This is a genomic window from Pseudomonas lactucae (assembly GCF_036688725.1).
In the GTDB taxonomy this organism is placed as follows: Bacteria; Pseudomonadota; Gammaproteobacteria; order Pseudomonadales; family Pseudomonadaceae; genus Aquipseudomonas; species Aquipseudomonas lactucae.
The window spans coordinates 42,174-66,063 of the sequence record NZ_JAQQPT010000012.1 but is presented as its reverse complement, the minus strand read 5'-3'; the positions used below and the strand labels follow the sequence as shown (position 1 = coordinate 66,063).

At 61.6% G+C, this 23,890-nt stretch carries 23 protein-coding genes; 11 read left to right on the top strand and 12 right to left on the bottom strand.

The window, feature by feature from the left end:
- The first annotated feature begins 25 nt into the window (after nucleotides 1-25).
- Entirely contained in the window at nucleotides 26-1,231 is a 1,206-nt protein-coding gene (locus tag V6M90_RS15335; RefSeq protein ID WP_141064273.1) for an aminotransferase class V-fold PLP-dependent enzyme, read from the top strand.
- Nucleotides 1,228-1,641 carry a SufE family protein gene (locus V6M90_RS15330; protein ID WP_003172253.1) on the top strand — a complete coding sequence of 138 codons (414 nt, stop codon included), beginning with the start codon at nucleotides 1,228-1,230 and terminating at the stop codon, nucleotides 1,639-1,641. Before V6M90_RS15335 ends, V6M90_RS15330 begins: the two co-directional genes overlap by 4 nt.
- Before the next feature lie 19 nt (nucleotides 1,642-1,660).
- On the opposite strand, the gene tcdA is transcribed toward V6M90_RS15330, so the two are convergent.
- Nucleotides 1,661-2,470 (bottom strand): tRNA cyclic N6-threonylcarbamoyladenosine(37) synthase TcdA, encoded by an 810-nt coding sequence (gene tcdA / locus V6M90_RS15325; protein ID WP_003172252.1) that lies wholly within the window; start codon nucleotides 2,468-2,470, stop codon nucleotides 1,661-1,663.
- Between the two features lie 210 nt (nucleotides 2,471-2,680).
- Between tcdA and V6M90_RS15320 the strand changes: the two genes are divergently transcribed.
- The 4 genes from V6M90_RS15320 (at nucleotide 2,681) to V6M90_RS15305 (ending at nucleotide 7,774) form a co-directional block, all read left to right on the top strand.
- Nucleotides 2,681-5,272 carry a glycosyltransferase gene (locus V6M90_RS15320; RefSeq protein WP_003172251.1) on the top strand — a complete coding sequence of 864 codons (2,592 nt, stop codon included), beginning with the start codon at nucleotides 2,681-2,683 and terminating at the stop codon, nucleotides 5,270-5,272.
- 110 nt (nucleotides 5,273-5,382) lie between these two features.
- Nucleotides 5,383-6,534 carry a succinyl-diaminopimelate desuccinylase gene (gene dapE / locus V6M90_RS15315; protein WP_003172250.1) on the top strand — a complete coding sequence of 384 codons (1,152 nt, stop codon included), beginning with the start codon at nucleotides 5,383-5,385 and terminating at the stop codon, nucleotides 6,532-6,534.
- A complete protein-coding gene (locus tag V6M90_RS15310) occupies nucleotides 6,534-7,343 on the top strand; it encodes a putative RNA methyltransferase (RefSeq protein ID WP_305428617.1) in 810 nt (269 codons plus the stop codon). Before dapE ends, V6M90_RS15310 begins: the two co-directional genes overlap by 1 nt.
- 53 nt (nucleotides 7,344-7,396) lie before the next feature.
- Complete coding sequence (locus tag V6M90_RS15305) at nucleotides 7,397-7,774, top strand: hypothetical protein (protein ID WP_003172246.1); 378 nt, start codon at nucleotides 7,397-7,399, stop codon at nucleotides 7,772-7,774.
- 70 nt (nucleotides 7,775-7,844) lie between these two features.
- Here the strand turns inward: V6M90_RS15305 and V6M90_RS15300 are convergent, their stop codons facing one another.
- The gene (locus tag V6M90_RS15300) at nucleotides 7,845-8,054 is read right to left on the bottom strand and encodes a cold-shock protein (RefSeq protein ID WP_003172245.1); all 210 of its coding nucleotides are present in this window, start codon (nucleotides 8,052-8,054) and stop codon (nucleotides 7,845-7,847) included.
- A 184-nt stretch (nucleotides 8,055-8,238) separates the two neighbouring features.
- Here V6M90_RS15300 and plsB point away from each other — a divergent pair, with 184 nt between their 5' ends.
- The 3 genes from plsB to V6M90_RS15285 are packed head-to-tail and all read left to right on the top strand — an operon-like array spanning nucleotide 8,239 to nucleotide 11,908.
- A complete protein-coding gene (plsB, locus tag V6M90_RS15295) occupies nucleotides 8,239-10,743 on the top strand; it encodes a glycerol-3-phosphate 1-O-acyltransferase PlsB (RefSeq protein ID WP_332846741.1) in 2,505 nt (834 codons plus the stop codon).
- Between the two features lie 51 nt (nucleotides 10,744-10,794).
- A complete protein-coding gene (locus V6M90_RS15290; protein ID WP_305428616.1) occupies nucleotides 10,795-11,196 on the top strand; it encodes a YbaY family lipoprotein in 402 nt (133 codons plus the stop codon).
- A 22-nt stretch (nucleotides 11,197-11,218) separates the two neighbouring features.
- Complete coding sequence (locus V6M90_RS15285) at nucleotides 11,219-11,908, top strand: DUF4197 domain-containing protein (RefSeq protein ID WP_003172242.1); 690 nt, start codon at nucleotides 11,219-11,221, stop codon at nucleotides 11,906-11,908.
- 495 nt (nucleotides 11,909-12,403) lie between these two features.
- Here the strand turns inward: V6M90_RS15285 and V6M90_RS15280 are convergent, their stop codons facing one another.
- The 3 genes from V6M90_RS15280 to V6M90_RS15270 are packed head-to-tail and all read right to left on the bottom strand — an operon-like array spanning nucleotide 12,404 to nucleotide 17,174.
- Complete coding sequence (locus V6M90_RS15280; protein WP_003172241.1) at nucleotides 12,404-13,000, bottom strand: LysE family translocator; 597 nt, start codon at nucleotides 12,998-13,000, stop codon at nucleotides 12,404-12,406.
- A gap of 2 nt (nucleotides 13,001-13,002) precedes the next feature.
- Entirely contained in the window at nucleotides 13,003-16,068 is a 3,066-nt protein-coding gene (locus tag V6M90_RS15275; protein WP_332846740.1) for an efflux RND transporter permease subunit, read from the bottom strand.
- A 5-nt stretch (nucleotides 16,069-16,073) separates the two neighbouring features.
- Nucleotides 16,074-17,174 carry an efflux RND transporter periplasmic adaptor subunit gene (locus V6M90_RS15270; RefSeq protein WP_332846739.1) on the bottom strand — a complete coding sequence of 367 codons (1,101 nt, stop codon included), beginning with the start codon at nucleotides 17,172-17,174 and terminating at the stop codon, nucleotides 16,074-16,076.
- A gap of 93 nt (nucleotides 17,175-17,267) precedes the next feature.
- Between V6M90_RS15270 and V6M90_RS15265 the strand changes: the two genes are divergently transcribed.
- Entirely contained in the window at nucleotides 17,268-17,921 is a 654-nt protein-coding gene (locus V6M90_RS15265) for a TetR/AcrR family transcriptional regulator (RefSeq protein ID WP_042944293.1), read from the top strand.
- A gap of 43 nt (nucleotides 17,922-17,964) precedes the next feature.
- Here the strand turns inward: V6M90_RS15265 and V6M90_RS15260 are convergent, their stop codons facing one another.
- Complete coding sequence (locus tag V6M90_RS15260; RefSeq protein WP_003172237.1) at nucleotides 17,965-18,747, bottom strand: class I SAM-dependent methyltransferase; 783 nt, start codon at nucleotides 18,745-18,747, stop codon at nucleotides 17,965-17,967.
- Nucleotides 18,748-18,843: 96 nt separating this feature from the next.
- Here V6M90_RS15260 and V6M90_RS15255 point away from each other — a divergent pair, with 96 nt between their 5' ends.
- Nucleotides 18,844-19,464 carry a hypothetical protein gene (locus V6M90_RS15255; protein WP_003172234.1) on the top strand — a complete coding sequence of 207 codons (621 nt, stop codon included), beginning with the start codon at nucleotides 18,844-18,846 and terminating at the stop codon, nucleotides 19,462-19,464.
- A gap of 3 nt (nucleotides 19,465-19,467) precedes the next feature.
- On the opposite strand, the gene V6M90_RS15250 is transcribed toward V6M90_RS15255, so the two are convergent.
- From V6M90_RS15250 to adk, 6 genes are all read right to left on the bottom strand, one after another.
- Nucleotides 19,468-20,166, bottom strand: a complete 699-nt coding sequence (locus V6M90_RS15250; protein ID WP_003172232.1) for an extensin-like domain-containing protein — start codon at nucleotides 20,164-20,166, stop codon at nucleotides 19,468-19,470.
- A 3-nt stretch (nucleotides 20,167-20,169) separates the two neighbouring features.
- Nucleotides 20,170-20,997, bottom strand: coding sequence for an isocitrate lyase/PEP mutase family protein (locus tag V6M90_RS15245; protein WP_003172231.1), 828 nt, complete (start codon nucleotides 20,995-20,997; stop codon nucleotides 20,170-20,172).
- 27 nt (nucleotides 20,998-21,024) lie between these two features.
- Nucleotides 21,025-21,885, bottom strand: coding sequence for a DUF72 domain-containing protein (locus tag V6M90_RS15240; protein WP_003172230.1), 861 nt, complete (start codon nucleotides 21,883-21,885; stop codon nucleotides 21,025-21,027).
- Entirely contained in the window at nucleotides 21,885-22,175 is a 291-nt protein-coding gene (locus V6M90_RS15235; protein ID WP_003172229.1) for a hypothetical protein, read from the bottom strand. The genes V6M90_RS15240 and V6M90_RS15235 overlap by 1 nt, the downstream gene beginning before the upstream one ends.
- A gap of 159 nt (nucleotides 22,176-22,334) precedes the next feature.
- Nucleotides 22,335-23,021: a tRNA (adenosine(37)-N6)-threonylcarbamoyltransferase complex dimerization subunit type 1 TsaB gene (gene tsaB / locus V6M90_RS15230; RefSeq protein ID WP_332846738.1), complete on the bottom strand. Its 687-nt coding sequence runs from the start codon at nucleotides 23,019-23,021 to the stop codon at nucleotides 22,335-22,337.
- Between the two features lie 89 nt (nucleotides 23,022-23,110).
- A complete protein-coding gene (gene adk / locus V6M90_RS15225; protein WP_003172225.1) occupies nucleotides 23,111-23,758 on the bottom strand; it encodes an adenylate kinase in 648 nt (215 codons plus the stop codon).
- Nucleotides 23,759-23,890: the final 132 nt, after the last annotated feature.

The following is a 23,890-nucleotide window of genomic DNA, read 5'->3' as shown; positions in this document are numbered from 1 at the left end:
CCCGTTCATACGAGTCTTGACCACCATGCTTGTGCCCTCCCCCTGGCGCGCCGACTTTCCGGCCATCGCCACCCTGCAACGGCAAGACCAGACCTATCTGGACAACGCCGCCACCACGCAAAAACCCCAGGTCCTGCTGGATGCCATCAGTCATTACTACGCCAATGGCGCAGCCAATGTGCACCGGGCCCAGCATTTGCCGGGGGCGCATGCGACCCAAGCCTTCGAGGACAGCCGCAGCAAGGCTGCGCAGTGGTTGAATGCAGGCGACACGGGGCAGATCGTGTTTACCCACGGCGCGACGTCAGCGCTGAACCTCTTGGCTTATGGCCTTGAGCATCTATTCAATGCGGGCGATGAGATTGTCATCAGCGCCCTGGAACACCACGCCAACCTGCTGCCCTGGCAGCAACTGGCCAAACGTCATGCGCTGAAACTGGTGGTATTGCCGCTGGACGATGACGGCGTGATCGACCTGAATGCGGCCGCCGAATTGATCGGCTCGCGCACACGGCTGCTGGCGGTGAGCCAACTCTCCAATGTCCTCGGCACCTGGCAACCCCTGGAGGCCTTACTCGCCCTGGCCAAGGCCCATGGCGCGCTGAGCGTGATCGATGGTGCCCAAGGCATCGTCCATGGCCGCCACGATGTGCAGGCGCTGGGCTGCGACTTTTATGTATTTTCCAGCCACAAGCTCTACGGGCCGGACGGCGTCGGCGTGCTGTATGGCCGCAAGGAAGCCCTGCACCACCTGCGCCACTGGCAGTTCGGCGGCGAGATGGTGCAACAGGCCGACTACCACAGCGCGAGCTTCCGCCCTGCGCCGCTGGGCTTCGAGGCCGGTACCCCACCAATTGCCGGTGTGATCGGTTTGGGCGCCAGCCTGGATTACCTGAGTTCGCTGGATCAGCAGGCGGTAATCGCCCATGAGGCAGCGCTGCATGACTACCTGCTGCGCGGGCTAAGAGCACGCAATGGCCTGCGGGTGCTGGGCTCGCCGCAAGTGGCGCTGGTGAGCTTCACCGTCGAGAACCTGCACAATGCCGACCTCGCCTACCTGCTGGCGGACCAAGGCATTGCCGTGCGCGCCGGCCATCATTGCGCGATGCCACTGCTCAAGCAGATGAACCTCTCCGGGGCGATACGCGTATCGCTGGCCCTGTACAACGACTCAGCCGATGTGGAGCGGTTCTTTGACGCGCTGGATCACACGCTGGATATGCTGCGATGAGCCTGCCGACAGACGCAGTGACTGCGCTGCACACCTTCCAGACGGTTGGCGGTTGGGAGCAACGCGCCCGCCTGCTGATGCAGTGGGGAGAGCGCCTGCCGGTGTTGGCGGACGAGGATAAGATCGAGGCCAACCTGGTGCAGGGCTGCGAGAGCCTGGTGTGGCTGGTCGGCCGCCTGCTGGAAGGCCGTTGGCAGTTTGCTGCCAGCAGCGATGCGCGGATGATTCGAGGGTTGGTGGCGTTGTTGCTGGCGCGAGTCAATGGGTTGTCGGCGGCTGAGTTGCAAGCGGTCGACTTGCCTGACTGGTTCAATCAACTGGGGCTTTCGCGCCAGCTGTCGCCGTCCAGAAGCAACGGCTTGAATGCAGTCCTGCAGCGCATGCGCGAGTTGAGCCGTACACAAATCTAAATGTGGGAGGTGCTGAAATTCAGGCGGGTTTGACCCGCTCTGAAGGCCGGCGCACCCCAGCCACAATCTTGTCCACCGCCTTGGTCGCCGCCACCATGCCAAAGGTCGCGGTGACCATCATCACCGCGCCAAACCCACCGGCACAGTCGAGCTTCACCCCGTCGCCGACAAAACTCTTCTGCAAACAGATGCTGCCGTCCGGCTTGGGATAGCGCAGCTGTTCGGTGGAAAAAACGCACGGCACGCTGTAATGACGGGTCACGGTGCGCGAGAAACCGTAGTCGCGACGCAACGTGGAACGCACTTTCGAGGCCAGCGGGTCGTTGAAGGTGCGGTTCAGGTCGCACACCTGGATCAATGTGGGGTCGATCTGTCCGCCGGCACCGCCGGTGGTGATGATCTGGATCTTGCGGCGCTTGCACCAGGCAATCAGCGCGGCCTTGGCGTTGACCGCGTCGATACAGTCAATCACGCAGTCGATATTCGCAGTGATGTACTCGGCCATGGTGTCGCGGGTCACGAAATCCGCCACTGCATGCACTGTGCAATCCGGGTTGATGCCCCGCAGGCGTTCGGCCATCACCTCGACCTTGGGCTTGCCCACGGTGCTGTCCAGGGCATGCAATTGGCGGTTGCTGTTGCTGACGCAGACATCGTCCAGGTCAAACAGCGAAATCTCGCCCACGCCGCAGCGCGCCATGGCTTCCGCCGCCCAGGAGCCAACGCCGCCGACGCCGACGATCGCCACATGGGCCGCTTTCAAGCGTTCCAGGCCTTCAATGCCATACAAGCGGGCGACGCCTGCAAACCGCGTATCTTCTGTACTCATGACCATTACCCCAAAAACCGGCGCGCATTATGGGCTACGCGGCGACAAGTTTTAAGCTACAAGTTAAGAACTTAGATGTACTTTCGCTGCCCAATGTCCGGTTTTTCTCTGCTTGCTGTACGGTCAGGGAAAGGCCGGTGTAGGATGCGCGCCGTTCGGCGCAGGCCGGCACCTCTTTTCGTTCCACACCTTTTGGAACCCGACATAACCATGGCATCGCGTAAATTTGGACTCAACCTGGTGGTGGTGCTGGCAATTGCCGCACTGTTCACCGGCTTCTGGGCGCTGATCAACCGCCCGGTCACCGCTCCCAACTGGCCTGAGCAGATCTCGGGGTTTTCCTACTCGCCGTTCCAGCAAGGCCAGTACCCGCAAAAAGAGCAGTACCCCACTGACGAGCAGATGCGTCAGGACCTGGCAATCATGAGCAAGCTGACGGACAACATCCGTACCTATTCGGTCGACGGCACCCTGGGGGACATCCCCAAGCTGGCGGAAGAGTTCGGCCTGCGCGTGACCCTCGGGATCTGGATCAGCCCGGACCTGGAGCGCAACGAACGCGAAATCCAACGTGCCATCGAAATTGCCAACAGCTCGCGCAGTGTCGTGCGGGTGGTGGTCGGTAACGAAGCGCTGTTCCGTGAAGAGATCACCCCAGAGGCACTGATCGTGCTGCTGGACCGCGTGCGCGCCGCCGTCAAAGTACCGGTCACGACCTCCGAGCAGTGGCACATCTGGGAAAAGAACCCGCAACTGGCCAAGCACGTCGACCTGATCGCCGCGCACATCCTGCCGTTTTGGGAGTTCATCCCGATGGACAAGGCCGGCCAATATGTACTCGACCGTGCCAGGGACCTGAAGAAACTGTTCCCGAAAAAACCGCTGCTGCTGTCGGAAGTAGGCTGGCCAAGTAACGGGCGCATGCGCGGCGGGAATGAAGCGTCCCCGGCGGACCAGGCGATTTACCTGCGCACACTGGTGAACAAGCTCAATCGCCAGGGCTACAACTACTTCGTGATCGAGGCTTTCGATCAGCCGTGGAAAGTCAGTGATGAAGGCTCGGCCGGTGCCTATTGGGGCGTATTCAACGCCGCGCGCCAGCAGAAATTCAATTTTGAAGGTCCCGTCGTCGCAATCCCCCAATGGCGTGTACTGGCCATCGGTTCGGTGGTGCTCGCGCTGCTGTCGCTGACCCTGCTGATGATCGACGGCTCGGCCCTGCGCCAACGTGGCCGTACCTTCCTGACGTTTATCGCGTTCCTGTGCGGTTCGGTGCTGGTGTGGATCGGCTACGACTACAGTCAGCAATACAGCACCTGGTTCAGTGTCACCGTGGGCATCCTCTTGGCGCTCGGCGCCCTGGGCGTGTTTATCGTGCTGCTCACCGAAGCCCATGAACTGGCCGAAGCGGTGTGGACCCACAAGCGCCGCCGCGAATTCCTGCCGGTTGAAGGGGATTCGGACTACCGCCCGAAAGTATCGATCCACGTGCCGTGCTACAACGAACCGCCGGAGATGGTCAAACAGACCCTCGACGCCCTGGCCGCCCTCGACTATCCGGACTACGAAGTCCTGATCATCGACAACAACACCAAGGACCCGGCGGTTTGGGAACCGGTGCGCGACTACTGCGAAACCCTGGGCCCGCGCTTCAAGTTCTTCCACGTCGCGCCCCTGGCCGGTTTCAAGGGCGGTGCGTTGAACTACCTGATCCCGCACACCGCCAAGGATGCCGAAGTGATCGCAGTGATCGACTCGGACTACTGCGTATCGCCCAACTGGCTCAAGCACATGGTGCCGCACTTCGCCGACCCGAAAATCGCCGTGGTGCAGTCGCCGCAGGATTACCGCGACCAGAACGAAAGCACCTTCAAGAAGCTTTGCTACGCGGAATACAAAGGCTTCTTCCATATCGGCATGGTCACCCGCAACGACCGCGACGCGATCATCCAGCACGGCACCATGACCATGACCCGCCGCTCAGTGCTCGAAGAACTGGGCTGGGCCGACTGGTGTATCTGTGAAGACGCCGAACTTGGCCTGCGGGTATTCGAGAAAGGTCTGTCGGCGGCGTATTACCACGACAGCTACGGCAAGGGCCTGATGCCGGATACCTTTATCGACTTCAAGAAACAGCGTTTCCGCTGGGCCTATGGCGCGATCCAGATCATCAAGCGGCACACTGCCAGCCTGTTGCGCGGCAAAGACACCGAGCTGACCCGCGGCCAGCGCTATCACTTCCTGGCGGGCTGGTTGCCGTGGGTGGCCGATGGCATGAACATTTTCTTCACCGTCGGCGCGCTGTTGTGGTCGGCGGCGATGATCATCGTGCCGACGCGGGTCGACCCGCCGCTGCTGATTTTCGCGATCCCGCCCTTGGCGCTGTTCGTGTTCAAGGTGGGCAAGATCATCTTTCTGTACCGCCGTGCGGTAGGCGTGAACCTCAAGGACGCATTCTGCGCGGCCCTGGCCGGGCTGGCGCTGTCCCACACCATCGCCAAGGCGGTGCTGTATGGCTTCTTCACCACCAGTATTCCGTTCTTTCGTACACCGAAAAACGCGGATAACCACGGCTTCTGGGTGGCCATTTCCGAAGCCCGCGAAGAAATGTTCATCATGCTGCTGTTGTGGGGCGCGGCGCTGGGGATCTACCTGGTGCAGGGCCTGCCGAGCAACGACATGCGCTTCTGGGTGGTGATGCTGCTGGTGCAGTCGCTGCCGTACGTGGCGGCGTTGATCATGGCGTTCCTGTCGTCGCTGCCGAAACCGGCACCGGCACCTGAGCCCGCACCGGCCAGTTAAAACTTGCGCAATGCACTAAACGGCGGCCTCTGGCCGCCGTTTTGCTATAAGATAACGGCCGTTTTGTCTGCCCGCCCTGCTCTTCCAAACATGCTTTCCGGAGTTTTCCCATGACGGCCCATGCCGACCTTTCGCCGACCCTTCAACTTGCCATCGACCTGATCCGTCGCCCGTCGGTCACGCCGATCGACGCCGATTGCCAGAAGCTGATGATGCAGCGCCTGGGCGACGCTGGTTTTGCGCTGGAGCCGATGCGCATCTTCGAGGTGGATAACTTCTGGGCCACCCACGGCAAGCACGAAGGCCCGGTGCTGTGTTTTGCCGGCCACACCGACGTGGTACCGACCGGCCCGGTGCAGGCCTGGCAAAACGATCCGTTCGACGCGCTGATCGACGAAAACGGCATGCTCTGCGGGCGTGGCGCCGCCGACATGAAAGGCAGCCTGGCGGCCATGCTGGTGGCCGCGGAGCGTTTCGTCACCGACTACCCGGACCACAAGGGTTCGGTCGCTTTCCTGATCACCAGCGATGAAGAAGGCCCGGCGCACCACGGCACCAAAGCCGTGATCGAACGCCTGGCCGCACGCAAGGAGCGCCTGGACTGGTGCATCGTCGGCGAACCATCGAGCACCACCCTGGTGGGCGATGTGGTCAAGAACGGCCGCCGTGGTTCCCTCGGTGCCACCCTGACCGTGCGCGGCGTACAAGGCCATGTGGCCTACCCGCACCTGGCGAAGAACCCGATTCATCTGGCTGCGCCGGCCTTGGCCGAATTGGCCGCGGAGCATTGGGACAACGGCAACACATTCTTTCCGCCGACCAGCTTCCAGATTTCCAACCTCAATGCCGGCACCGGCGCCACCAACGTGATTCCCGGCGACCTGACGGCGGTGTTCAACTTCCGCTTCTCCACCGAATCCACCGTCGAAGGCCTGCAACAGCGCGTCGCGGCGATTCTCGACAAGCATGGCTTGGACTGGCACGTTGAGTGGGCACTGTCGGGCCTGCCGTTCCTCACCGAACCGGGCGCGTTGCTCGACGCCGTATCGGCCAGCATCAAGGCGATCACCGGTCGCGAAACCCAGGCGTCCACCAGCGGCGGCACCTCGGACGGGCGTTTCATCGCCACCCTCGGCACCCAGGTGGTCGAGCTGGGCCCGGTCAACGCGACGATCCATCAGGTCAACGAGCGCATCCTCGCCAGCGACCTCGATGTGCTGACCGAAATCTACTACCAGACCCTGATCAAGTTGCTCGCCTGATGCTCGCTTGCCCCCTTTGCAGCGCCCCGCTCAACGCGGTGGACAATGGCGTGGCGTGCCCGGCCGGGCACCGTTTTGACCGTGCGCGCCAGGGTTACCTGAACCTGCTGCCGGTGCAGCACAAAAACAGCCGCGATCCGGGCGACAACCTGGCCATGGTCGAGGCACGCCGCGACTTCCTTAACGCCGGGCACTACGCCCCGGTGGCCAGGCGCCTGGCGGAACTGGCGGCCGAGCGCGCGCCGCAGCGCTGGGTAGACATCGGCTGTGGCGAGGGTTACTACACCGCGCAAATCGCCGACGCCCTGCCCCACGCCGACGGCTATGCACTGGATATCTCCAAGGAGGCCGTCAAGCGCGCCTGCAAGCGCAACCCGGCGCTGACCTGGTTGATCGCCAGCATGGCCCGCGTGCCCTTGGCCGATGCCAGCTGCCAGTTCCTCGCCAGTGTGTTCAGCCCGTTGGACTGGCAGGAGGCCAAGCGCCTGCTCAGCCCCGGCGGCGGCTTGATGAAGGTTGGCCCCACCCGCGGCCATCTGATGCAATTGCGCGAGCGGCTGTACGACGAAGTGCGCGAGTACACCGACGATAAGCACCTGGCCCTGGTGCCACAGGGCATGAGCCTGGCGCACAGCGAAACCCTGGAGTTCACATTGAGCCTGGCCAAGCCCAGCGACCGCGCCAACCTGCTGGCCATGACACCCCATGGCTGGCGTGCCAGTGCCGAGCGCCGCGCCGAGGTGATCGAGGCCGCCGAGCCGCTGCAGGTCACCGTGTCGATGCGCTACGATTATTTCGTGCTTCAATAACCGACTTTCTACATCCGCGAATGGATTTTCGAATCCCGCAACGAGGAACATCCATGCGCCAACCCGATATCGAGATTTACCTGAAGGACGCCGACGTCGACTACAAGGCCATTGCCGCCTGGCTGGGCGCTGCCTTGGGCCCATGCACCGACTGGGTCCAGAAGGGCCAGACCTACAAGTGCAAGGCCGGCAATGTGCCCGTCACCTGGTTGCCAAAGGCCGTCGGCAAATGGAACAGCCTGTACCTGGAAAGCGACCAGACTCCGTGGGACGACGACATCGCCTGCGCCCGCGCCGCCTTTGCCGCACTGAATGTGGAAGTGCGCTGCGCACCGGGGACATGGGTCGAAGAGGAAGGTGAGGAAAGCGCTGATCGCTGGATGCGCATAAGCGTTGATGGGGAAGAAGAGATCACCTGGAAAACAGCTTAAAAGCAGCTACAAGCTACAAGCTACAAGTCAAAGCGCTTGCAGCTTGTAGCTTGACACTTGCCGCTCGGCCTTACAGGCCGACCACATCCTCCGCCTGCAACCCCTTCTCACCGCTCACAACCGCGTATTCCACCTGCTGGCCTTCGGCCAACGAGCGGTGGCCTTCGCCGCGAATGGCGCGGTAGTGTACAAACACATCCTTGCCGTCTTCGCGCTGGATAAAGCCATAGCCCTTTGCATCGTTGAACCACTTCACATTGCCGGTTTCGCGCTCTGCCATCTGTTTTACTCCCACGTCGTTTTTTTATTGTTGAGCCGTTTCGCGTTGAACTGCCGAGTATAAGACAGGCTCAAAAACGATCAACTCAAGTTTACATCGCTGCTTTTTTGCCGATTTTCGGCGAATACGGCACACTACCGGCCCGAGCGCCTGCTCGGTTTTTTCCACTTCAAGCAGCTCGCCTATGACCCGCTCCCCGTTCCGCCGTCTGGTATTTGGCACCTTGCGCCGACTGTTGTACCTCTGGGTCCGCTCGGAGACGATCAACCAGTCGTCCCTAACCCTTAACCTGGACCGCAGCCGGCCGGTGTTCTACGTCCTGCAATCGCCCTCGCTCACCGAGTTGGCCGTGGTCGACGCCGAGTGCACCAAAGCCGGCCTGCCACGCCCGGTGCTGCCGGTATCGGTCGGCCCGCTGATGGAACCCGCGGCGTTCTTCTACCTCACGCCGGAGCCCGACTGGCTCGGCCGCCAGGACAAGCGCGGCGCGCCGCCGACCCTGACCCGCCTGGTCAACACGCTGACCGAACATGCCGAAGAGAATGCACAAATCATTCCGGTCAGCGTGTTCTGGGGCCAGTCGCCCGAGAGCGAGTCCAGCCCGTGGAAGCTGCTGTTTGCCGACAGCTGGGCCGTCACCGGGCGTCTGCGCCGGTTGTTGAGCATTCTGATACTGGGTCGCAAGACCCGTGTGCAATTCTCCGCGCCTATCAACCTGCGTGAATTGATCGAGCACAATAAAGGGCACGAACGCACTGTGCGGATGGCCCAGCGCATCCTGCGTGTGCACTTTCGTAACCTCAAGACCGCCGTGATCGGCCCCGACCTGTCCCACCGCCGCAACCTGGTGAAGGGCCTGGTCAACATGCCGCTGGTACGCCAGGCCATTTTTGATGAAGCCGAGCGCGAAAAAATCAGCCCGGAAAAAGCCAAGGCCCAAGCCCTGCGCTATGGCAACGAAATTGCCTCGGACTACACCTACACCGCGATCCGCTTTTTGGAAGTGGTGCTGAGCTGGTTCTGGAACAAGATCTACGACGGTATCAAGGTCAATAACATCGAGGGTGTGCAAAAGGTCGCCCAGGGTTATGAAGTGATCTATGTGCCCTGCCACCGCAGCCATATCGACTACCTGCTGCTCTCGTACCTGCTGTTCAAGAACGGGCTGACCCCACCGCACATCGCCGCCGGCATCAACCTGAACATGCCGGTGATCGGCAGCCTGCTGCGCCGGGGCGGTGCGTTTTTCATGCGCCGCACCTTCAAGGGCAACCCGCTGTACACCTCGGTGTTCAACGAATACCTGCACACCTTGTTCACCAAGGGTTTCCCGGTGGAGTACTTCGTCGAGGGCGGACGCTCGCGCACCGGGCGCATGCTGCAACCGAAAACCGGGATGCTGGCGATTACCCTGCGCAGTTTCCTGCGCTCCTCACGCATGCCCATCGTGTTTGTCCCCGTATACATCGGCTACGAGCGCGTGCTTGAAGGCCGCACCTACCTGGGCGAACTGCGCGGCGCGAGCAAGAAAAAAGAGTCGATCTTCGATATTTTCAAAGTGGTCGGCGCGCTCAAGCAGCGTTTCGGCCAGGTCGCGGTCAACTTCGGCGAGCCGATCAAGCTGGCCGAGTTCCTTGACCATGAACAACCCGACTGGCGCGCCCAGGAACTGGGGCCTAACTACAAACCGGCGTGGCTCAACGAAACCACCAACCGCCTCGGCGAACAGGTGGCGCGCCACTTGAACGAAGCCGCGGCGGTGAACCCGGTGAACCTGGTGGCCCTGGCGCTGCTGTCCACCACGCGCCTGGCCCTGGACGAGCAAGCCATGGCTCGCCAGCTGGACCTGTACCTGGCGCTGCTGCGCCGTGTGCCCTACTCACCGCACACCACCCTGCCGGAAGGCGACGGCCAGGCCTTGATCAAGCACGTCAAGGACATGGACCTGCTGTCGGAACAAAGCGATGCCCTGGGCAAGATCCTGTACCTGGACGAGCAGAACGCCGTCCTGATGACCTACTACCGCAACAACGTGCTGCACATCTTCGCCCTGCCGGCGTTGCTGGCGAGTTTCTTCCAGAGCAGTTCGCGCATGAGCCGCGAGCAGATCCTGCGCTACACCCACGCGCTGTATCCGTACCTGCAATCGGAGTTGTTTATCCGCTGGTCGCTGGAAGAACTTGACGCGGTCATCGACCAATGGCTCGAAGCGTTCGTCGAACAAGGCCTGCTGCGCTTTGAAAAAGACCTGTACCTGCGTCCGGCACCGAGTTCACGGCACTTTGTGTTGCTGACCCTGCTGTCCAAGAGCATCGCCCAGACCCTGCAGCGTTTTTACATGGCCATCTCGCTGCTGCTCAACAGCGGTCAGAACAGCATCAGCGCCGAAGAACTGGAAGACCTGTGCACGATCATGGCCCAGCGCCTGTCGATCCTGCACGGCCTCAATGCGCCGGAGTTCTTCGATAAGAGCCTTTTCCGACATTTTATTCAGACCTTGCTGGAGCAGGATGTACTGCGTCGCGACGAGGCCGGCAAGTTGAGCTACCACGACCTGCTCGGCGAGTTGGCCGAAGGCGCCGCCAAACGCGTGCTGCCCGCCGAGATTCGCCTGTCGATCCGCCAGGTGGCGCTGCATCGAGTGGACGGAGCAGCCGAACAACCGGCGGCCCCGGAAGAAACCCACTAAATTGATTGAGGCGCCAGTGGAATGCTGGCGCTGTTTACAAGGAGCGACACCATGAAAAAGATCATTCTCCTGGGTCTCACCGCCCTGCTCGGAGCCTGCCAATCCATGAGCCCTGCCCCGAAAGCCAGCCTTGACGGCGAAGTGTTCTACCTGCAACGCATCGCCCTGCCACCGACGGCCACCTTGAGCGTCACCCTGCAGGACGTCTCGCTGGCGGACGCCCCGGCCGTGACCCTGGCCGAACAGAAAGGCCCGGTCAAAGGCCAGGTGCCATTGCCGTTCCACCTCAGCTATGACCCGGCGCAGGTCAAGCCTGGCCACAGTTATTCGGTGAGTGCTCGCATCGAACTGGAGGGCAAGCTACTGTTTATCACCACCGAGCGGCACACCGTGCAACTCAACGGGCAGGACCCTCAGCCTCTGCGTCTGCGCGTTGATGCCGCGACCCACTGAATTCGAACATAAGGAAGCCTCCATGCTCCGTAACTCCCTTCGCCTGACGGCCCTGTGCGCTGGCCTGTTGCTCGGTGCCAACGCCATGGCCCTGGACCTTGGCAGCCTGTCCCAGGGCGACGCCAGCGGCGGCCTCAAGGACGCCCTCACCCAAGGCGCGCAGATCGCGGTGAAACAACTGGGCACCCCCGGCGGTTTCAGCAACAACCCCGAAGTGAAAATCGGCCTGCCGGGCAAACTCGGCAAAGTCGCCGACAAGCTGAAAATGTTCGGCATGGGTGACCAGGTGACGCAACTGGAAACCAGCATGAACAACGCGGCGGAAACAGCCGTGACCCAGGCCCAGCCGATCCTGGTCAATGCCGTGAAAAAGATGAGCGTGACCGACGCCAAGGGCATCCTCAGCGGAGGCCAGGACTCGGCAACCCGGTATCTGGATAAAACCAGCCGCGAAGAAATCCGCGCCAAGTTCCTGCCGATCGTCAAGGCCGCCACCGACAAGGTCGGTGTAGCCCAGCAGTACAACGCCCTGGCGGGCAAGGCCGCGGCGTTTGGCGCAGTGGATGCCAAGAGCGCCAACGTTGAAAACTACGTGACCGAACAGGCGCTGGACGGTTTGTTCAAGATGATCGCCCAGCAGGAAGAAACGATCCGCGAGAATCCGGCGGCGGCGGCTACCAGCCTGGCGAAGAAGGTATTTGGCGCGCTGTAACCCTGCCTCACAGCGCCCAGGCCGCGTCCTGCGAACCTGGGCGCTGTGGCTTACACCGCGCGCTTAACGGTTAAACAGCGGATACAACGGCCTGATGGGCAATTGATGGTCGCTTACCGGATGTGGATGAGCGTGATGCGGCCTGCCATAAGTGGGGCGAGCGGGTTGATGGTGCCCATAACCTGGCTGGCTTGGATAAGGACGATAAGAGTGGGGAGGCCCGTATACCGGCCCTTGCGGTACAGCAGAACCCACCTCTGTACGTGGCAAATGATTGCCCAGCAATGCCCCGAGAAACGCACCTTTGAAAGCAGCAATCGCATTGAAAAACGACATCTGAAACTCCTTAAACTCATTGAGATAGGCCGGCCGCCCTCTGGCTAAGCCAAGACCTGTGCCTGTCCATCAGGCAAATCTGAGTGGAGTGAACAGCGCAAACGTTCCAGCAGTGCCGATGCCTGTTTGCATCAGCATGTGAAACGGCCGCGGTTGCCCTCAATGAATTACCGAGTCAGCCAACCGCCCCATCATGAGCGTGGCAAAACAGCAGATCGCCACGGACGTTGCGCGATTGATCCTCAACGGCGTGAGCCAAGTCTTTTGACCCCCCGCAAAGCGGCTGCCCAGCACGATCCAGGCCGCCCCTACCGGTATCACCACCAGCGCCAGCGTGCCCATGAACGTGGCATAACCTTGCAGCGTGGCAAAGGTGCTGGCCGGCGCGATAAACGACACGATCAACAGCCCCTTGGGGTTCATGACCGTCAGCCAGAAAAAATAGAAGCCTGCGATGTGATCGCGGCGTGGGGCGTCTATGCCGCCGTTATTGCGTTGCCAGAGCGCGTACGAGACAGACAACAGGTAACAGGCCGCAACCAACTGCGTGGCTTTCAGCGCCCAAGGCGAATACGCCGCCAGGTAAAGCAATGCGACGCCCCATACAGACACCTGGAACAAGTACGCGAGACATTCGATAAACACCAGCGCCCACGAGCCCCGGAGCCCGAACAGCACCCCAGCACGAAATAACAGGGTGTTAGTAGGGCCTGGGGCGAGCAATAACAACAAAAGCGCTGAAACAGTGGCCAACATGATTACACGACGTCCTTCCTTACTCGGAACCACGCAGCATACAGCGCCGGCAGGAATAATAGCGTCAACGCCGTCGCCACAATCAGCCCGCCCATGATCGCCACCGCCATCGGCCCGAAGAACACGCTGCGTGACAACGGGATCATCGCCAGTACCGCCGCGAGTGCCGTCAGCACAATCGGGCGGAAGCGGCGCACGGTTGCTTCGATGATTGCTTGCCACGGTGCCAGGCCGGCCTTGATGTCTTGTTCGATCTGGTCCACCAGGATCACGGAGTTGCGCATGATCATGCCCGACAGGGCGATGGTGCCGAGCATCGCGACGAAGCCGAAGGGCTGGCGGAACACCAGCAGGAACAGCGTCACGCCGATCAAGCCCAGGGGCGCTGTGAGAAACACCATGGCGCTGCGTGAGAAGCTGCGCAGTTGCACCATCAACAGGGTCAGCACCACCACGATAAACAGCGGTACACCCGCCTTCACCGAGTTCTGGCCACGGGCGGAGTCTTCGACGGTGCCGCCGACTTCCAACAGATACCCGTCCGGCAGTTCGGCCCTTACGTCTGCAAGGGTCGGCAGGATCTGCTGGACCAGGGTCGCCGGTTGTTCCTTGCCATAAATATCGGCGCGCACGGTCACGGTCGGCAGACGATTACGGTGCCAGATAACGCCCTCTTCGAAACCATATTCGAGGGTGGCAATCTGCGACAGCGCGACGCTTTTGCCGTTATCCGTTGGCACCGCCAGGCTTGGCAGCAGCGACAACTCCGTGCGTTCGTGCACGGTGCCGCGCAGGAGAATTTCGATCAACTCGTTGTCCTCCCGGAACTGGCTGACGCTGGAGCCGGTGAGCGAACTCTGCAGGAATTTCGACAGGTTGGCAGTGCTCACGCCCAGCGCCCTGGCGCGGTCCTGATCGATATTCAGGTAGACAATTTTGCTCGGTTCTTCCCAGTCCAGGTGCACGTTGGCTACGTGGGTGTTTTCGCGAACCTTGGCCGCCACTTTCCGAGCCAGTGCGCGGACTTCTTCAATGTGCTCGCCGGTTACACGGAACTGCACTGGATAGCCCACGGGCGGCCCGTTCTCCAGGCGGGTGACGCGCGCGCGCAGGTCGGGGAATTGTTCGTTGAGGGTTTCGATCAACCAGAGGCGCAGGCTTTCGCGCTCTTCAATGGTCTTGGCCAGCACCACGAATTGCGCGAAGCTGGCCGCCGGCAGCTGCTGGTCCAGCGGCAGGTAGAAACGTGGCGAACCGGTGCCGACGTAGGCCACATAGTTGTCGATGCCCGCGTGCGCCTTGAGCAATCCTTCCAGGCGTTTGACCTGGTCGGCGGTGTTGCTCAGGGAGGCGCCTTCGGCCAGCTTCAGGTCGACCATCAACTCCAGGCGACCGGAAGCGGGGAAGAATTGTTGCGGCACAAAGCGGAACAACGCCACCGAGCCGATAAACAGCAACAGGGTCAACACGATCACGGTGTTGCGCCGACGCACGCACCACTCCACCAAACGCCTTACACGCTGGTAGAAAGGCGTGCCGTAGGGGTCAGGGCCGTCGGTGCCGTGTTTGGCCGCGTGAATTTTCGCCAGGTCCGGCAGGAGCTTTTCCCCAAGGTAGGGTACAAACACCACGGCGGCGACCCATGAGGCGAGCAGTGCGATGGTCACTACCTGGAAGATCGAGCGGGTGTACTCGCCGGTGCTCGACTGCGCAGTGGCAATCGGCAGGAAGCCTGCGGCCGTGATCAGCGTACCGGTGAGCATCGGAAAGGCGGTGCTGGTCCAGGCGAAACTCGCGGCTTTGAGCCGGTCATAGCCCTGCTCCATTTTGATCGCCATCATTTCAACGGCGATGATCGCGTCGTCCACCAGCAACCCCAAGGCCAGGACCAAGGCGCCGAGAGAAATCTTGTGCAGGCCGATGCCGAGGTAATACATGGTGGCGAAGGTCATCGCCAGCACCAGCGGAATAGCCAGGGCCACCACCATGCCGGTGCGCACGCCAAGGGAGAAGAAACTCACCAACAACACGATGGCCAGTGCCTCAGCCAACACTTGAACGAATTCACCGACACTGGTTTTCACCGCTGCCGGCTGGTCAGACACCTTGCGCAGCTCCATGCCGGCCGGAAGATTCTTCTGCAAGCGTGCGAACTCGCCTTCAAGGGCCTTGCCCAGCACCAGAATGTCGCCGCCGTCGCGCATGGCCACGGCGAGGCCGATAGCATCTGCGCCCATGTAACGCATGCGCGGGGCCGGTGGGTCGTTGAAACCACGGTGGATCTCCGCCACATCGCCGATACGGAAGGTGCGGTCGCCGACGCGAATCGGGAAGTTGCGAATCTCTTCCACCGTCTTGAAGTTGCCTGACACGCGCAGTTGCACACGCTCGCTCGGGGTCTCGAAGAAACCGGCGGTGGAGACCGCATTCTGTTCCTGCAACGCCTGCTGCACCGCCGCCAACGGCAAGCCGAGGGTGGCGAGCTTGAGGTTGGACAGTTCGATCCAGATCTTCTCGTCCTGTAGGCCAAGCAGCTCGACCTTGCCCACATCCGGCACGCGTTGCAGTTGAATCTGGATGCGGTCGGCGTAGTCCTTGAGCACGGCGTAGTCGAAGCCGTCGCCGGTCAGGGCGTAGATGTTGCCGAAGGTGGTACCGAACTCATCGTTGAAAAACGGCCCCTGGATATCCGGCGGCAAGGTCTGGCGGATGTCGCTGATCTTCTTGCGCACCTGGTACCACAACTCAGGAATCTGCGCCGAGTGCATCGAGTCGCGTGCGATAAAGGTGACCTGGGATTCACCGGGGCGCGAAAACGACACGATGCGCTCGTACTCGCCGGTTTCCATCAGCTTCTTCTCGATGCGCTCGGTGACCTGCCGCGAGACTTCCTGAGCCGTGGCTCCTGGCCAGTTGGTCTTGACCACCATGGCCTTGAACGTGAACGGCGGGTCTTCGCTTTGCCCCAGCTTGGTGTAGGACAAGGTGCCGACCACGGCCAGCAGGATCATCAGGAACAGTACGATCTGGCGATTACGCAACGCCCATTCGGAAAGATTGAAACCCATCGGGACTACTCCTTGGCCGCCAGATTCACCACACGGTTGGAGCGATCCACCGGGCGCACTTGCTGGCCCTCGTGGAGCACATGCACGCCTGCTGCGACCACCCAGTCACTGGCGGTCAAGCCTTCCAGGACCGGCACGGTTTTTTCGCCGAAGGCGCCGATGCGCACCGGGATGCGCGTGAGAGTGTTGTCCGGCTTCACGCGCCAGACGTAGGACGCACCGTTCTCCGCACTCAGGGCAGACAGCGGCACCGACAATGGAATAACGCCGTCGGCCTGTATGAATACGCGAGCACTCTGGCCCAACTCGGCCGGCACCTTGCCGCCGGTGAAGGCGACACGAGCAGCGAATGTGCGCGATTTGGGATCGGCGGCGGGCGACAGTTCACGGATGCGCCCGGCAAAACGCTGATCCGGCTGGCTCCACAACTCGACCGACACCGACTGCCCGACCTTGAAGCGGCCAAACCCCTGTTCCGGCAAGCTGATCAGCACTTCGCGCTCACCGTCGGTGGCCAGGGTGAACACGGTTTGCCCGGCAGACACCACCTGGCCGACTTCCACCGCACGCTTGGCGACGACACCGTCCTGGGGCGCACGCAACACGGCGTAACCGGCCTGGTTACTGGCCACGTCGAATTCGGCCTTGATCTGCTTGAAGCGTGCTTCGCCCGCGCGGTAGAGATTCTCGGAATTGTCGTACTGCGAACGGCTGACCATCTGACGGTCCATCAGGGTCTTGTAGCGATCACGCTCGGCGCGCACCAGGCTCAGGTTGGCCTGGGCTGCGGCCACCTGGGCGCGGGTGGCTTCCAGTTGCAGGCGCACATCCTGAGGATCGAGTTCCGCCAGGGCCTGGTTGGCCTTGACGCGCTCCCCCTCTTCCACCAGCCGCTTGCTGACTTTGCCGCCAATGCGAAAGGCCAGGTCCGGTTCATAGCGAGCACGCACTTCTCCGGGGTAGCTGTCCGTCGACTGTGCCGATGGCTGCGGTTGCACCACCATGGCCGGACGGACGCTGGTTTGGGCCGCTTCTTCATGGCCGCAGGCGGCCAGCAGGAAGATCAGGCTGACAGGCAACGCAAGAGGCAGGAAAGTGCTGCGCATGCTGAAGGACCTTTCGCAAATGGAGCTAGGAATAATTATACTGGCCAGTATGTTATTAATACCAAACTCACCAGTCCAGTATTAAAGGTGAAAATGTCCGACAATCCTGCCAACACCAATAACCCTGGGCGTCCCAAGGACATGGCAAAACGCCAGGCAATCCTCGAAGCAGCCAAGTTTCTGTTTTTGAGTAACGGTTACGCCAACACCAGCATGGATGCCGTGGCCTTGGAGGCCGGCGTATCAAAACTGACCGTCTATAGCCACTTCACCGACAAAGAGACGCTGTTCACCGCCGCCGTCGTGGCCAAGTGCGAAGAACAGTTGCCAGTGATGTTCTTCGAGCTGCCCGCGGGCGTGCCCGTGCACACGGTGCTGTTGAACATCGCCCGGGGCTTTCATCGGCTGATCAACAGCGAGGAGTCGGTCAACCTGCATCGCCTGATGATGACCACCGGCAATCAGGACGCGAAACTGTCCCGGATCTTTTTCGAGGCCGGCCCCATGCGCATGCTGCAAGGCATGGAGCGCCTGCTCGGCAAGATCGACCAGAGCGGCGCCCTGAGCATCGACAAACCTTTCAGGGCCGCCGAACACTTTTTTTGCCTGCTCAAGGGAACGGCGAATTTCTGTTTGCTTTATGGCTGCGGCGGGCAACTGAGTGAAGAAGCCGCCGAAGCGCATGTGCAGGAGGTGGTGGGGTTGTTTATGCGGGCTTATAGGAGAGAGGCAGCGGCAAGCGATTAGCCGCGAGCTGCAAGTGAAAAGCGCTTTGCTTGCAGCTTGCCACTTATGACTTGAGCGCTTTCTTGGGATAGATGTCATAGCGGCTGGACTTGCCATCCAGCGCGTGGCTCGGCTTGGGCCCTTCGATGCACGGCGCCTTGCGCGGGCGCTTGACCACCACGCGGTGACTGGCCAGGGCCAGGGCGGCCGCCAGCAGGGCCGGTGCGTCCGGGTCGTCCCCCACCAGGGGTCGAAACAGGCGCATTTCCTTCTTCACCAGGGCAGTTTTCTCACGATGGGGGAACATCGGGTCCAGGTAGATCACCTGGGGCGGCTCACCTTCCCAATCGCGCATCACGTCGATGGAGTTGCCCTTGAGCAGCTTCATGCGCGCCACGATCGGCGCCACTTCAAAATCATCCGCAGCGCGTGCCAGGCCGTCTTCGAGCAGGGCGCCGATCAGCGGCTGGCGCTCGATCAGGCTCATTTCGCAACCCAGGCTGGCCAGTACGAACGCGTCCTTGCCCAGGCCCGCCGTGGCATCCAGCACCCGCGGGCGCACACCTTGGGCGACACCCACGGCCTTGGCGATCATCTGCCCGCTGCCGCCGCCGTACAGACGCCGGTGCGCGGCGCCGCCTTCAACGAAGTCCACGCGAACCGGCCCCGGCGCATCCGGCCCAAGCTGCTGCAACTGCAGCCCGTGCTCGCCGACTTGCAGGGAAAAATCCGCATCCGCGAGCTGTAAAGGCAAGCCAAGCAGATGCGCCCAATAGTCGGCGCGGTCCTTGAAACCTTCGGCCAAAGCCTCAACCTGGATGCGGCTGGCCGCTGGATGTTCGTTCATCAATCGCTACGCTCAAAAATATTAAGGATCGGCAAATACCGGCCGATAAAAACAACAGTCAGGTATTTTGCCAGAGCTGAGCGTCGACCGAAAAAAATGTCAGACATTCTCCCCCTAACCATCGGTGTACTGCCGACCCACAACCACTACGGCCTGCGCAATACTCAAGCGCTGGCCGGGGTGAGCCATGTGTGGCAGGACTTCTTCGCCCGGGCGCTGGCCGAGCAACTTGGCGATGCGCCGGACGCGCTCGCGGCTAAAGCAGCGGCTGTGGTGGATCCGGCGGTAGAACCCAGCGAAGGCGCCGACCTGCTGTCGCAGATCCTCACCCAGCGTGAATGCGACGTGAAAGACACCGAAATCGCCCCGCCTGAGCCATTGTTCCTGCCCATCGCCGAATTTGACACCGAGTTGCTGCCACCGGCCGCCATTCCATTCCCGCAAGAAGAGATTGTCGCTCAGCAACGCCAGCAGAACTTTGAAAGCGCCTGGGTTCGCCCCATCGTGCTGACCGCCGGCCAGCCAGTGCCTGAGCCAGGCCCGGCGCCGCAGCCACGCCCGCTGCACTTGCCGATTGCCGAGTTCGAACTGGACCTGTTGCCACCGCCCGCCACGCCTTATCCAACCGAAGAGCTGCTGGCCCAACAGAAAGCCCTGGACTTCGATTATCACTGGGCACGCCCACTGATCACGCAGAACCTGCGACTGGCCGCCTGACCCTCAGCGGCACACCCACCATCGCCCCATATCCAGATGAAAATGGTTGCGGTGCGCGGCGTTGTAATCCGGGCTCAACACCACATTGAAATCATCACAGGCGCTGTCACGCACCTGACGCAGGAAGCGCGCCTTGTCACCCTCCCCCGGCCAATCCTTGAGCACGCTGATACTGCGCCCATCCGCCAGGCGAAACCCGGCGATATCCAAGGCATTGGCCGAGGCATGCTGGCTCAGCCGCCCGTCGGCACGGTTATACATGTTGCGACAGGCAAAGCTGCCCAAGTGATCGACCCGCGTCACCGCCTGGCCAAACACCGCCTCAGCCGCCGGTTGCACGCTGTGACGCTCGAACAGGGCGAACGCCACGGCCAGCGGGCAACTGGCGAGAAAACTGCTGCTCAACCCGACTGCCGCGCTCTGTACGCGCAAGGTATTGCGCAAAGGGCAGGCCGCGTCGGCAGGCGTATCCGCCTGATGGCTCACACGCAGACCGGATGTTTCCAACACTTGATCACACAGCGCGGGGTCATCCTGCAGGCGCCCCAGTTTGTAGCGGGTCAGCACGTTGGGACTGGCGCGCACGTCCAGCGGTGCCCATGGGTTCCATTCATCGGGGACCGGCAGCCAGCCACGCCATACGCCCATCGCCAGAGCGCCACCAAGCAGCAGCAATACGCCCAGAATTTTAAAAAACCGCACCGTTCAACCTTTGAAGAACTGGTTGGCCTGGCTGAACGGCATCGAGCGCTCGGTAAAGGTGAATGTGCCCGACTCAAAAACTTCCTGAGCGGCGCGATAAAACTCGCCATAGGCCGCCAATGCCATCGCCGAGCCAACGCTGATGCGCTTGACCCCCATCGCGCTCAACTGCGCCACGCTGAGTTTGAGCCCGCCAGACATCAGCACGTTCACCGGCTTGGGCGCCACAGCCTTGACCACCGCCAGCACGTCCTCGGCGCTGCGCAGGCCGGGCGCATAGAGCACGTCGGCACCGGCTTCGGCGTAGGCTTGCAGGCGGCGAATGGTGTCGGGCAAATCCAGGCGGCCATGCAGGAAATTTTCCGCACGGGCGGTCAGGGTAAAGGGGAATGGCAGGCTGCGGGCAGCGACAACGGCGGCCTCCACGCGCGCGACGCCGAGGCTGAAGGAGTAGATCGGGTCGTGTGCAACGCCCGTGGCATCTTCGATGGAGCCGCCGACGATGCCCGTGGCTGCAGCACGCAGGATGGTCTGGGCACAGCCTTCGGGGGTGTCACTGAAGCCGTTTTCCAGATCAGCCGCAACCGGTAGCGCGGTAGCCTGGGCAATCAGGCCGGCGTTGAGCAAGGTGTCTTCCAGGGACAGCGCGCCTTCGGCGTCCGGGCGCGCCAGGCTGAACGCATAACCGGCGCTGGTGGTGGCCAACGCTTCGAACCCCAGGCTGGCGAGCATCACCGCGGAGCCGGCATCCCATGGGTTGGGCATCACGAACGCTCGGTCGCGCTCATGCAGGGCCTTGAAGGTTTCGGCGCGAAGGGTTTGGGCATCCATGGCTGACTCCTGGCGGAAAAAAGAGCCCTAGAGTAACCCCAGTTGCTCCGCTTCGGGAGTGCGTTCCAACGTCGGCAGCGCCGGCAGGCCTGGCAGGCGCGCCATCAGTTTTTCGTGGAAACGCAGCGCCAGTTGCGCGGCCAGGCGGTTGTCCGAGGTATGCAAGAACACGTACGGAGTGCGGCCCTCCTCGATCCAACCGGCGATTTTTTCCACCCATGGGACCAGGAAGGGGTCGTTGGCCTCAAGCTCCGGATGGCCGATAAACCGCACTTGGGGAAACAGCGTCAGCGCCGCCGGGCGTGGTGGCACCTTGGGCTTTTTCGATTGGGCATGCAGCACCGCCGCCGAGGTGGAGGTGCAACTGAACAGCGCACGCGGGTCAAGACAGATACGCTCCACGCCACGGTCCCGCAACAGACGGTTAAGCATGCGCTCGGCATCGCCCTTGGCGAAGAACTCGGGGTGGCGCACTTCCACGGCCATCGGGCGCTCCAGCCCGTCGATAAAACCGGCCAGCTCGCCCAGGCGCTGCGGCGAAAAAGCCGCCGACAATTGCAGCCACAGCGGCGAAACGCGCTCGCCCAATGGGCTCATGAGGCCAACAAAGCTTTCCGCCGCCGGCAGCTGCTCACGCAAGTCGCCACCGTGGCTGATATCACCGGGGAACTTGGCCGTGAAGCGAAAATCATCGGGCATGATTTCGGCCCAGCGCTGCACGGTGGCGGCTGAGGGGCGGGCATAAAACGTGGTGTTGCCTTCAACGGCGTTGAAGACCTGGGAATAGAGGGCAAGATAATCGCTGGAACGGGCATCGGCGGGGTACAGGTACTCGCGCCAAGCGTTTTCGCTCCAGGATGGGCAACCGATGAAGTAAGGCAGGCGCATCAAATGTGAATGTCGAGGCCCAGCACTTCCATATCCCATTCGACAAAGCCGGCGGTGGTCAGGTAGCTGGCCAGGGCGGTGGCGACGCTTTTGCTCATGGAGCGCGGGAAGACCATGTCTTGCTGACGGGCTGGCAAACCGCTGATGCGTGCTTGAGAACTGGCCTGCGCGTCGGACTGCACCTCAATGAAGTCCGGCGAATCTTCGACGGAGTCGTCCACCGTGGCGTTTGCCCTGCGTGGCTTACGCTTGATTGGGTACGACTGTGAGGAAAATCCATCAATACGCATGGCGCGAACTCGCTATCAGTAATGGCATTTTGGCAGCACTGTCCGTCGCGCGCAAATGCTCTGGTGATAACTAGAACACATAATTTGAAAAAGGTTTAAAAACAGGGGCAAATTCTGACGATTGGCGACAATTAGGTCACATTGCCATCATTTTTGGCGTCAAATAATCCCTCTTTCCGCCTTGGTCTGCGCGACCTTGTCACGCAAGTACACGGGTGCCGCCTGATCGGCAGGTATCGCCTCGTCACGCTCGAAAGCAAAACGCGCCAGGGTCAGCAGGTCTTCGGCATGAGGCAGCATCGTGGCGTCCTGGCCAACCAGGTGCACGCCGATACGCTCGCCATAGCCCCAGCCGGTGCCAGCCCCGAACCAATCACCGCTGGCATCCTCAGGCAATACCGACGACTCCGGTGGCTGCACCGCCTCCACTCCCACCAGGCGCATCTCGCCCGCCGTTTCGCGATAGCAGCCCCAATAGACCTCATCCATCCGCGCATCGATGGCCGCGGCCACTTGCGAGGCACCCTGTTCACGCAAAGCACGCTGGGCCAGTACGGCCAGGTTGGACACCGGCAACACCGGACGCTCCAGCGCAAAGGCCAGGCCTTGCACCACGCCAATGGCGATGCGCACACCGGTGAACGCACCCGGGCCACGGCCGAAGGCGATGGCGTCGACCGCCGCCAGGGTGGTGCCGGCGTCTTCGAGAAGCTGCTTGATCATGGGCAACAGCTTCTGGGCGTGCAGGCGCGGGATCACCTCGTAGTGGCTGGTTACTTTGCCGTTGTGCAGCAAGGCAACGGAGCAAGCTTCAGTCGCGGTATCCAGGGCCAGCAGGGTGCTCATCGGTGTGGGTGTCCAAGTCAAAAAAAGTGCGCCAGTATAAACAACAACGGCCCGCAAGCGGGCCGTTGTGTATGAAGCGGATCGAAGGATCAGCTCAGTGCCTGCAGCACCTTGGCAGTGATCGCTTCCACCGAACCCACACCAGGGATGTGGCTGTACTTCGGCTTGCCCTGGGCAGCGGACAGCTTCTGGTAGAAATCCACCAGCGGCTTGGTCTGCGAGTGGTAGACCGACAGGCGATGACGCACGGTTTCTTCGGTGTCGTCTTTGCGCTGTACCAGGTCTTCACCGGTGACATCGTCCTTGCCTTCAACCTTCGGCGGGTTGTAGACGACGTGGTACACGCGGCCCGAGCCTTCGTGAACGCGACGACCGGCAATGCGCTGGACGATTTCTTCGTCTTCAACGGCGATTTCGACCACTGCGTCCAGCTCGACACCAGCCTTCACCAGGGCTTCAGCCTGGGGAATGGTGCGTGGGAAACCGTCGAACAGGAAACCGTTCTTGCAGTCTTCCTGGCTGATGCGTTCCTTGACCAGGTTGATGATCAGGTCGTCGGAAACCAGGCCGCCGCTGTCCATCACGCTCTTGGCGATCAGGCCCAGCTCGGTGCCGGCCTTGACGGCCGCACGCAGCATGTCGCCGGTGGAGATTTGTGGAATGCCGAATTTTTCGGTGATGAACTTTGCCTGAGTACCTTTACCGGCCCCGGGAGCTCCCAGCAGAATGACGCGCATCGATGTGCTCCTCAATTTTTTATAGAGATGACGCTCGGATTCGCCACATGGGGGCAAATCTCGTAGAAATACGGCTCGTAAAAATAGGATTCGGGCCGCACAAACGGCCAAAGGCTGATCAAGATACACAGC

Excerpts from the sequence above, each read along its gene's own strand:
- V6M90_RS15275 (WP_332846740.1), bottom strand. The coding sequence starts at position 16,068 with ATGGGTTTCAATCTTTCCGAATGGGCGTTGCGTAATCGCCAGATCGTA.
- V6M90_RS15310 (WP_305428617.1), top strand. The coding sequence starts at position 6,534 with ATGCTCGCTTGCCCCCTTTGCAGCGCCCCGCTCAACGCGGTGGACAAT.
- V6M90_RS15330 (WP_003172253.1), top strand. The coding sequence starts at position 1,228 with ATGAGCCTGCCGACAGACGCAGTGACTGCGCTGCACACCTTCCAGACG.
- V6M90_RS15300 (WP_003172245.1), bottom strand. The coding sequence starts at position 8,054 with ATGGCAGAGCGCGAAACCGGCAATGTGAAGTGGTTCAACGATGCAAAG.
- V6M90_RS15335 (WP_141064273.1), top strand. The coding sequence starts at position 26 with ATGCTTGTGCCCTCCCCCTGGCGCGCCGACTTTCCGGCCATCGCCACC.
- V6M90_RS15320 (WP_003172251.1), top strand. The coding sequence starts at position 2,681 with ATGGCATCGCGTAAATTTGGACTCAACCTGGTGGTGGTGCTGGCAATT.
- V6M90_RS15235 (WP_003172229.1), bottom strand. The coding sequence starts at position 22,175 with ATGCGTATTGATGGATTTTCCTCACAGTCGTACCCAATCAAGCGTAAG.
- V6M90_RS15260 (WP_003172237.1), bottom strand. The coding sequence starts at position 18,747 with ATGAACGAACATCCAGCGGCCAGCCGCATCCAGGTTGAGGCTTTGGCC.
- V6M90_RS15265 (WP_042944293.1), top strand. The coding sequence starts at position 17,268 with ATGTCCGACAATCCTGCCAACACCAATAACCCTGGGCGTCCCAAGGAC.
- V6M90_RS15245 (WP_003172231.1), bottom strand. The coding sequence starts at position 20,997 with ATGGATGCCCAAACCCTTCGCGCCGAAACCTTCAAGGCCCTGCATGAG.
- plsB (WP_332846741.1), top strand. The coding sequence starts at position 8,239 with ATGACCCGCTCCCCGTTCCGCCGTCTGGTATTTGGCACCTTGCGCCGA.
- dapE (WP_003172250.1), top strand. The coding sequence starts at position 5,383 with ATGACGGCCCATGCCGACCTTTCGCCGACCCTTCAACTTGCCATCGAC.
- tsaB (WP_332846738.1), bottom strand. The coding sequence starts at position 23,021 with ATGAGCACCCTGCTGGCCCTGGATACCGCGACTGAAGCTTGCTCCGTT.
- V6M90_RS15305 (WP_003172246.1), top strand. The coding sequence starts at position 7,397 with ATGCGCCAACCCGATATCGAGATTTACCTGAAGGACGCCGACGTCGAC.
- V6M90_RS15270 (WP_332846739.1), bottom strand. The coding sequence starts at position 17,174 with ATGCGCAGCACTTTCCTGCCTCTTGCGTTGCCTGTCAGCCTGATCTTC.
- V6M90_RS15240 (WP_003172230.1), bottom strand. The coding sequence starts at position 21,885 with ATGCGCCTGCCTTACTTCATCGGTTGCCCATCCTGGAGCGAAAACGCT.
- adk (WP_003172225.1), bottom strand. The coding sequence starts at position 23,758 with ATGCGCGTCATTCTGCTGGGAGCTCCCGGGGCCGGTAAAGGTACTCAG.
- V6M90_RS15280 (WP_003172241.1), bottom strand. The coding sequence starts at position 13,000 with ATGTTGGCCACTGTTTCAGCGCTTTTGTTGTTATTGCTCGCCCCAGGC.
- V6M90_RS15285 (WP_003172242.1), top strand. The coding sequence starts at position 11,219 with ATGCTCCGTAACTCCCTTCGCCTGACGGCCCTGTGCGCTGGCCTGTTG.
- V6M90_RS15290 (WP_305428616.1), top strand. The coding sequence starts at position 10,795 with ATGAAAAAGATCATTCTCCTGGGTCTCACCGCCCTGCTCGGAGCCTGC.
- V6M90_RS15255 (WP_003172234.1), top strand. The coding sequence starts at position 18,844 with ATGTCAGACATTCTCCCCCTAACCATCGGTGTACTGCCGACCCACAAC.
- tcdA (WP_003172252.1), bottom strand. The coding sequence starts at position 2,470 with ATGAGTACAGAAGATACGCGGTTTGCAGGCGTCGCCCGCTTGTATGGC.